This is a genomic window from Azospirillum sp., from assembly GCF_035627195.1.
Classification (GTDB): Bacteria; Pseudomonadota; Alphaproteobacteria; order Azospirillales; family Azospirillaceae; genus Azospirillum.
Genome location: NZ_DASPMG010000111.1, coordinates 24,364 through 32,095, shown reverse-complemented (window position 1 = coordinate 32,095; position 7,732 = coordinate 24,364). Strand labels below are relative to the sequence as shown.

The 7,732-nt window shown below is 69.7% G+C and carries 8 protein-coding genes; 2 read left to right on the top strand and 6 right to left on the bottom strand.

Annotation, left to right across the window (positions count from 1 at the left end; genetic code table 11):
* Together VED21_RS10145 and VED21_RS10140 are read right to left on the bottom strand one after the other, a co-directional pair.
* The coding region (locus tag VED21_RS10145) for a threonine aldolase family protein (protein WP_324882224.1) at positions 1-670 on the bottom strand (670 nt) is incomplete at its 3' end.
* A 1-nt stretch (position 671) separates the two neighbouring features.
* Positions 672-995, bottom strand: coding sequence for a hypothetical protein (locus VED21_RS10140; protein ID WP_324882223.1), 324 nt, complete (start codon positions 993-995; stop codon positions 672-674).
* A 24-nt stretch (positions 996-1,019) separates the two neighbouring features.
* Between VED21_RS10140 and VED21_RS10135 the strand changes: the two genes are divergently transcribed.
* Both VED21_RS10135 and rpoH read left to right on the top strand, forming a co-directional pair.
* Complete coding sequence (locus VED21_RS10135) at positions 1,020-2,051, top strand: RluA family pseudouridine synthase (RefSeq protein ID WP_324882225.1); 1,032 nt, start codon at positions 1,020-1,022, stop codon at positions 2,049-2,051.
* A 174-nt stretch (positions 2,052-2,225) separates the two neighbouring features.
* Positions 2,226-3,110, top strand: a complete 885-nt coding sequence (gene rpoH / locus VED21_RS10130; protein ID WP_324882222.1) for an RNA polymerase sigma factor RpoH — start codon at positions 2,226-2,228, stop codon at positions 3,108-3,110.
* A 20-nt stretch (positions 3,111-3,130) separates the two neighbouring features.
* Here the strand turns inward: rpoH and VED21_RS10125 are convergent, their stop codons facing one another.
* From VED21_RS10125 to VED21_RS10110, 4 genes are all read right to left on the bottom strand, one after another.
* Positions 3,131-3,463 (bottom strand): hypothetical protein, encoded by a 333-nt coding sequence (locus VED21_RS10125; RefSeq protein ID WP_324882221.1) that lies wholly within the window; start codon positions 3,461-3,463, stop codon positions 3,131-3,133.
* Positions 3,460-3,981, bottom strand: a complete 522-nt coding sequence (locus VED21_RS10120) for a hypothetical protein (protein WP_324882220.1) — start codon at positions 3,979-3,981, stop codon at positions 3,460-3,462. The genes VED21_RS10125 and VED21_RS10120 overlap by 4 nt, the downstream gene beginning before the upstream one ends.
* Before the next feature lie 19 nt (positions 3,982-4,000).
* Positions 4,001-6,043, bottom strand: a complete 2,043-nt coding sequence (locus VED21_RS10115; protein ID WP_324882219.1) for a serine/threonine protein kinase — start codon at positions 6,041-6,043, stop codon at positions 4,001-4,003.
* Between the two features lie 352 nt (positions 6,044-6,395).
* A complete protein-coding gene (locus VED21_RS10110; RefSeq protein WP_324882218.1) occupies positions 6,396-7,688 on the bottom strand; it encodes an adenylosuccinate synthase in 1,293 nt (430 codons plus the stop codon).
* Between the last annotated feature and the right edge of the window lie 44 nt (positions 7,689-7,732).

The window sequence follows — 7,732 nt, the reverse complement described above, 5'->3', positions numbered from 1 at the left end:
CCTCGGCCGCCAGGCAGCCGCCCTTGGTGCCGCCCAGCGACAGCACGTCCACGTCCGCCCGCCACGTCAGCTCGGCTGGGGTGCAGCCCAGGCGCGACAGCGCGTTGGCGAAGCGCGCGCCGTCCATGTGCACGGCCATGCCGTGGCGGTGCGCCACGTCGGTCAGCGCCTCCACCTCGTCCGGGCGGTAGACGGTGCCGGCCTCGGTCGCCTGCGACAGGCTGAGTGCCGCCGGCTGCACGCGGTGGACGACGCCGAACGCCGCCTGCCCCAGCGCCGATTCGAGGCCGGCCGCCGTCAGCTTGCCGGCATCACCGGGCAGGCCCACCAGCTTGGCGCCACCGCTGAACTGCTCCGGCGCGCCGCACTCGTCGGTGTTGATGTGGCTGCCGGCGTGGCAGTAGATGGCCCCGTAGGGCGGCGTCACCGCCGACAGCGCCAGCGCGTTGGCCGCCGTGCCGGTGGCCACGGGGAACACCGCCACCTCCGTCTCGAACACCTCGCTCAGGCGCTTGGTGACGCGCGCCGTCCACTCGTCCTCGCCGTAGGGCGAGGCGGTGCCGCGCGCCGCCTGGGCCAGGGCGTCCACCACCTCGGGTGCCGCGCCGGCGACGTTGTCGCTGCGGAAATCGTATCCCGCCGTCGTATTCGCGGTCATGTTGGCGGTCATATCAGCGGCTCCCGGTCGTGACGACGGAGGAAACCGCGCCGGAGCGCGGATCGAGCGTGTAGAGACGGTCGGCGCCGTCGGGTATGGTCACGCGGAACACCACCCGGTTGCCCACGGCCAGCATCTCGCCGATGCGGGCACCGGAGGGCAGGTTCAGCGACACCTCGCCCGTCGGGCCGGCGGGCAGCGGCCGGTCCTCGGCGGCTTCCTGCGGCTCAGCCGTCACCTTGTTGGAAAAGCGCTTGACGACCTCGACGCCCAGATAGGCATACCCGGCCAGGATGAACACGCCCATGATGATGATGGCAGCCTTGAGCACGCGCACGGATCAGGTCCACGAGTGGTGATGATGCAGGACGACGGTCGAACCACCAATGCGCCCGCAGACGCGCCAGACCCGGAAGGCACCCGCCACACCGTCGCCGTTCCGCCCGAAGCGGCGGGCGACCGGCTGGACAAGGTGCTGGCGGCCGCCGTTCCCGACCTTTCGCGCTCGCGCGCGCAGGCGCTGCTGGAGCAGGGCCACGTGCGGTCCGACGGGCGGACCATAACCGACGCCTCGCAGAGGGTCAAACCCGGCCAGACGTTCGAGGTCCTCGTCCCCGCCGCCGAACCCGCCGTGCCGGAGGCGCAGGAGATCCCGCTGACCGTCGTGCACGAGGACGCGGACGTGCTGGTGCTCGACAAGCCGCCGGGCCTCGTCGTCCACCCGGCCGCCGGCAACGCCGACGGAACGCTGGTGAACGCCCTGCTGGCGCACTGCGGCGACAGCCTGTCGGGCATCGGCGGCGTGCGCCGGCCGGGCATCGTCCATCGCCTCGACAAGGACACCAGCGGCCTGATGGTGGTGGCCAAGAACGACCGCGCCCACCACGCCCTGACCGAGCAGTTCTCCGACCGCTCGCTCAGCCGCACCTACCAGGCGCTGGTCTGGGGCGTGCCGTCGCCCAAACAGGGCCGGATCGAGGGCAACATCGGCCGCCACCCCACCGACCGCAAGCGCATGGCCGTGCTGGAGAGCGGCGGCAAGCACGCCGCCACCCGCTACCGCGTGCTGCGCGCCTTCGGCCGCACGGCGGCGCTGGTGGAATGCACGCTGGAGACCGGGCGCACCCACCAGATCCGCGTGCACATGGCGCATATCGGCCATCCGGTGGTGGGGGATCCGCTGTACGGCCGCGGGCGCGCGGCGCGCGCCGGGGGTGCCCATGCCTCCAATGCGCCGGAACCGCAGCGCGGCGCCCTTGTTGGCTTTCCCAGACAGGCCCTGCACGCGGTGGGAATCGCCTTCCGGCACCCCGCCAGCGGCGAATCCGTGCGTTTCGGCGTGGGCCTGCCGGCGGACATCGCGGATCTCATCGCCGCCCTGGAAGGGCTTTAGAAACGGCTATGCCCCCGTGTCAAGCTGGGATATTCTACAGGGCGGCGTCCGGGGTACGGCATGCCATAGTTTGGTCAAGGATACGGTTCAGGTTCCGTTCAGACGGGTTCGGTTTTGATGGCGGCCCGGTGCCCGGCAGAAGGCACGCGAAGGACCGTCAGGAGAGGGTTGGTCATGGCGACAGTTCCCAGCGTTCCGGTCATCAATTCGGAAAGCAACCTCTCGCGCTATCTGCAGGAAATCCGCAAATTTCCGATGCTGGCGCCGGAGGAGGAGTACATGCTCGCCAAGCGCTGGCAGGAGCATGAGGATTCGAAGGCCGCGCACAAGCTGGTGACCAGCCACCTGCGCCTCGTGGCGAAGATCGCCATGGGCTACCGCGGCTACGGCCTGCCGCTGTCGGAGCTGATCTCCGAGGGCAACGTCGGCATGATGCAGGCGGTCAAGCGTTTCGACCCCGACCGCGGCTTCCGCCTGGCCACCTACGCGATGTGGTGGATCCGCGCCGCCATCCAGGAATACATCCTGCACTCCTGGTCGCTGGTGAAGATGGGCACCACGGCCGCGCAGAAGAAGCTGTTCTTCAACCTGCGCAAGCTGAAGGGCCAGATGCAGGCCATCGAGGAGGGCGACCTGTCGCCCGAGGTGGTGAAGAGCATCGCCGAGAAGCTCGACGTGCCCGAGCAGGACGTGGTCAACATGAACCGCCGGCTCGCCAGCCCCGACCATTCGCTGAACGCGCCTTTGCGCGCCGACAGCGAGGGCGAGTGGCAGGACTGGCTGGTGGACGAGACCTCCAACCAGGAGATCAGCCTCGCCGAGAACGAGGAGCTGGGCAAGCGCCGCAAGCTGCTGGTCCAGGCCATGAAGGGGCTGAACGACCGCGAGCGCGACATCCTGATGGAGCGCCGCCTGCGCGACAACCCGACGACGCTGGAAGACCTGTCGCAGAAGTACGGCATCAGCCGCGAGCGCGTCCGCCAGATCGAGGTGCGCGCCTTCGAGAAGCTGCAGAAGGCCATCCGCAACGCCGCGCTGGAACAGAAGCTGGCGAGCTGAGGGGGCGTTCGCCCCCTCCCCTACCGCGGCTGCGCCCCCAGGTCCTCGAACTTCAGCCCGCCGCCCGCCTTCTCGAAGCGCCCCTTGCCGTTGACCGTCAGCGGCTTCTCGCCCGGCTGCGGCGCGAAGGTGGCGGCGTAGTAGCAGTCGTACGCCCCCTTGCGGTCCTTGGCGTCGACGCAGCCCTGCTTGCGGAACACGTCGAACGACCGGAAGCCTCCGCGTCCCATGGCGTCCAGCTTCGCCCTGGTGGCGCCCTCCACCGCCTTGCGCATGTCGGCCTCCGACGGCTCGCCGGAACAGCCGCCCAAGCCCAGCACGGCGGCCAGCGCCACGACCAACCCCGCCCTCATGCCCCCTGGCTCTCCAGGGCCGATCCGATCTCGACGCCGCCGGAATCGTCGAAGGTGTCGCCGGCCACATCCGGCCCCCACTCCTGCACCAGCTTCACCTTCTTCTGGCGCAGCGAATCGATGCGCTTCTCGGCGCGCATGATCTCGGCACTCGCGATGGCCGGCGGGATGCCGTAGTAGAAGGCCCAGCCGACGGCCGCCGCGCCGTACATCACCAGCCACGACAGCGGGTCGCCGAACACCTTCATGGCCGCCATGATGGTGTGGTTGTGCTTCCACAGCTCGATGGCGAAGGGCATGCAGCCGCAGAAGTTCAGGCCGCCCACGGTGATCGGCGCCGACTTCTCCGGGTCGCGGTCGATCACGTAGGCGACCATGGTCGGGATCATGCCGATGCCGAACAGGATCGAGGTGGGCAGGATCACCAGCGCCGCCGGCAGGATCAGCAGCAAGAACAGCCAGACGCGGCTGCCGCCCTTCTTGTGGCGCTTCGATTTGGCGGGGGGTCGTCGTGCCATGCCAGGTCGCTCGCTCCCCTCAGAACGCGAAGAACAGGATGATGCCGGCCACCAGCACCGTGGAGACGAGGCTGGAGATGATCGCCGCCACCTGCCGGCCGGTGCCTTCGATGATGCTGGTGCGGTCGCCCACCATCTGCTTCAGCTTCTCGATCTCGCCGTCGGATTCGCGGTAGGCGATCTGCGCCGCCTCGAACTCCGCCTTGTCGCGGCGCAGCGATTCGGGGTCGTCGACGATCTTCAGCAGGTCGGCCAGCCGGCCGCCGTGCGCGGCGTTGTCGGCTTGGCGGCGCACCTCCTCCTGCTGCGGGCGGCTGTGGAAGCGGCGGAACGCCGGGTCCAGCAGCGACACCATCCAGGCGCACAGGTGCGGCAGCGGCTCGGTGCCGGTGCGCGCCTGCACGTCGGACAGGATGCTCAGCATGGCGATGACGCGGCGCAGCGGGTCGATGGACGGCGACAGCTGGCCGTACAGCATCTCCTCCGTCCGCTTGTGGCGGGCGGCCAGGAAGGCGGCGATCTGCCGGTCGATGGGCTCCTTCGCCCGCTCGCCGCCCGACCCCGCCCAGTCCAGCGCGCGCAGCACGTCGGCCGGCGTCACCGGGTACTGGTTGTAGACCAGCGGGCTGATGCAGGGCATCGTCGGGTTCATCTCGTACAGCACGCGCTCCAGCCCCAGGCCCGGCGCCGTCCGGTCGAGGAACGCGCGGATCTGGTCGAAGCTCTGCACCAGCGGCACGAACTCCGGCTTGAAGTCGTTCTGGACGTTCACCCAGAACATCGGCAGCTGGTTGGTGATCATCTCCGCGACCGATTGCGGGGATTCGCCGCGCAGGAACGCCTCGCCCAGCGCCGTGCCGATGCCGTCGGGCAGCGCCGCCTTGCCGCGGTAGCGGATGGGGGCCGCCGGGTCCAGCGCCATGCACACGCGCGCCACCAGCCGCTCGGCCATGGATCCGCCCTTGCCCGAACTGCTGGCCGTCTGGATGGCGTTGCCCACGGCTTCCGCCCGGATGTCGTCGGACATGCTGCGGCGCAGCCACTTGTCCAGCTCGCCGCTCTCGATGATCGGCGTGGCGGCCGGCGGGTGGCGGCACAGCGCGCGGGCCAGCGTGCGGCAGTACCAGTATTCCTGCCCCTGGAATTCCACCGGACGGGCGCCGCGCCGGGGGATCTGCGGCTGCTTGGGGCTCAGGCGCCGGCCGGACAGCCACAGGTCCAGGTCGTTCAGCGTCCAGCGCTGCTTGGGGTCGTCCACCAGCAGGCCGCGGATCACTTCGCCGATGCCCAGCGGCAGGCGCATCTGCCCGACCAGCGCGGGGTAGGAGCCGCGCTCGATCTTCGCCTGGATCAGCGCGTCGTCCTCCAGCCCGGCCACCGGGTTGCGCCCCAGCAGCAGGACCAGCAGCGTGACGCCCAGCGAATAGAGGTCGTCGGCGATGCTGCCGTTGCCGCGCCCGGACGGCATGGCCATGCCGCGTTCGACCGTCTCCACCAGCGCCGGCTGGCCGTAGCCGGGCGGCACCGACACCGATTCGCCCAGCATCAGCGTGCCGGACGCGAGGTCGCGGTAGTACATGTTGGTCGGCCGGATGCCGCCGTGCACCAGCCCGCGGCTCGACAGCTCCTTCAGCACCGAGACCATGGGGTGCACCACCTGCCGGGTCAGGTGGTCTTCCGGCATCGGCTCGACCGTGTCGGTCAGCGCGTTCATCAGCCGCCGCCCGGCCGGCTTCTCGAAGACGAGGCAGTAGCGCCGCATGCGGTCCGGCGGCCAGTCGACGACGCCCCAGTCCATCAGCTTCATCAGCATGGCGTTGTCGACGTTGGCGAACGTCGACACCACGTCGGAGCGCGGCAGCACCCCGCCGCCGCAGATGACGGCGAACGGCTCCATGCGCTTGTCGCGGGACGCGCGCGCCCCGAAGGCGTTTCCGCCCGGCGAGTTCAGCGCCGGCAGGGGGGATCCGGGCAGGATCTCGTACCGCTCGCCCAGCTTGACCGGATCGCCCGACATCATGGCCCTTTCCTGCGCGGCACTGGTCTGGGCATCGGACGGCATGGCGAACGGATTTCCCCAGGTCTGTCAGTTGGTCAGTATCTTACTGACCCCCAGAGGAAAATAACCCGTTAACGCCGACGCGGTCGAGGGCCGGCGTGCCGAATGGTTGCAGCAACCTTAAACCAAAAGCCCCTCTCCCCTTGCGGGAGAGGGGTTGGGGAGAGGGGGATAGCCGCCGGACGGCGGAACATGACTCTCTTCCGCCCTGCCGGGCTCTCAGCGGATGCCAAAGGCATCCGCCTGACGCCGGCAGCGCTGGCCTTCGGCCAGCGTGAGAGGCGTAACCACCCTCTCCCCAACCCCTCCCCCGTCGAGGGGGAGGGGCTTTACGCCATTCCTACAAACCCCGCACTCAATCCGCGAACGGGTCGTGCATCAGGATGGTGTCGTCGCGCTCCGGGCTGGTGGACAGCAGGGCCACCGGGGCCTGGATCAGCTCCTCCACGTGGCGGACGTACTTCACCGCCTGCGCCGGCAGCTCGGCCCAGGACCGGGCACCCTGCGTGCTGTCCTTCCAGCCCTCGAAGGTCTCGTAGATCGGCTCGACGCGCGCCTGGGCGGCGGCGTTGGACGGCAGGTAGTCCAATTCCTGCCCGTCCAGCTTGTAGCCGACGCAGACCTTGATCTCGTCGAAGCCGTCCAGCACGTCCAGCTTGGTCAGCGCGATGCCGTCGATGCCGCCGGTCTTGATGGCCTGGCGGACCATGACGGCGTCGAACCAGCCGCAGCGGCGCTTGCGCCCGGTCACCGTGCCGAACTCGCGGCCGCGCTGGCCGATCTGGTCGCCGATGTCGTCGAACAGCTCGGTCGGGAACGGGCCGGAACCGACGCGCGTCGTGTACGCCTTGCAGATGCCCAGCACGTAGCCGACCGCGCGCGGCCCCATGCCGCTGCCGGCCGCCGCGTTGCCCGCCACCGTGTTGGAGGAGGTGACGTACGGGTACGTGCCGTGGTCGATGTCGAGCATGGAGCCCTGGGCGCCCTCGAACAGGATGCGCTTGCCGGCGCGGCGCAGCTCGTCCAGCGTCTTCCACACGACCTTGGCGTAGGGCAGCACCTTCGGCGCGATCTCGCGCAGCGGGTCCAGCAGGTCGGCCGGCGTCATCTCCGGCGCGCCCAGGCCGCGCAGCAGCAGGTTGTGGTGCGCCAGCAGCGCCTCCACCTTCTCCTTCAGCGCCGCCTCGTCGGTCAGGTCGCACAGGCGGATGGCGCGGCGCGCCACCTTGTCCTCGTACGCCGGGCCGATGCCGCGGCCGGTGGTGCCGATCTTGCCGGCGCCACGGGCCTCCTCGCGGGCGCGGTCGACGGCGCCGTGCACCGGCAGGATCAGCGGCACGTTCTCCGCCACCAGCAGGTTCGCCGGGTTGACGTCGACGCCCTTCTCGCGGATGCCCTCGACCTCCTTGATGAAGGCCCAGGGGTCGAACACGACGCCGTTGCCGATGACCGACAGCTTGCCCTGCCGCACCACGCCGGACGGCAGCAGGCTCAGCTTGTAGGTCACGCCGTTGATCACCAGCGTGTGGCCGGCGTTGTGGCCGCCCTGAAAGCGCACCACCACGTCGGCCCGGCTGGACAGCCAGTCGACGATCTTGCCCTTGCCTTCGTCGCCCCACTGGGCGCCGACAACCGCCACGTTGGCCATCTCGGTCTCCGATCGAACGTCTGTGTAAAAAGGTTTGCCTTAAC

Coding starts and splice junctions, on each gene's coding strand:
- VED21_RS10135 (WP_324882225.1), top strand. CDS start 1,020: ATGCAGGACGACGGTCGAACCACCAATGCGCCCGCAGACGCGCCAGAC.
- rpoH (WP_324882222.1), top strand. CDS start 2,226: ATGGCGACAGTTCCCAGCGTTCCGGTCATCAATTCGGAAAGCAACCTC.
- VED21_RS10125 (WP_324882221.1), bottom strand. CDS start 3,463: ATGAGGGCGGGGTTGGTCGTGGCGCTGGCCGCCGTGCTGGGCTTGGGC.
- VED21_RS10120 (WP_324882220.1), bottom strand. CDS start 3,981: ATGGCACGACGACCCCCCGCCAAATCGAAGCGCCACAAGAAGGGCGGC.
- VED21_RS10115 (WP_324882219.1), bottom strand. CDS start 6,043: ATGCCGTCCGATGCCCAGACCAGTGCCGCGCAGGAAAGGGCCATGATG.
- VED21_RS10110 (WP_324882218.1), bottom strand. CDS start 7,688: ATGGCCAACGTGGCGGTTGTCGGCGCCCAGTGGGGCGACGAAGGCAAG.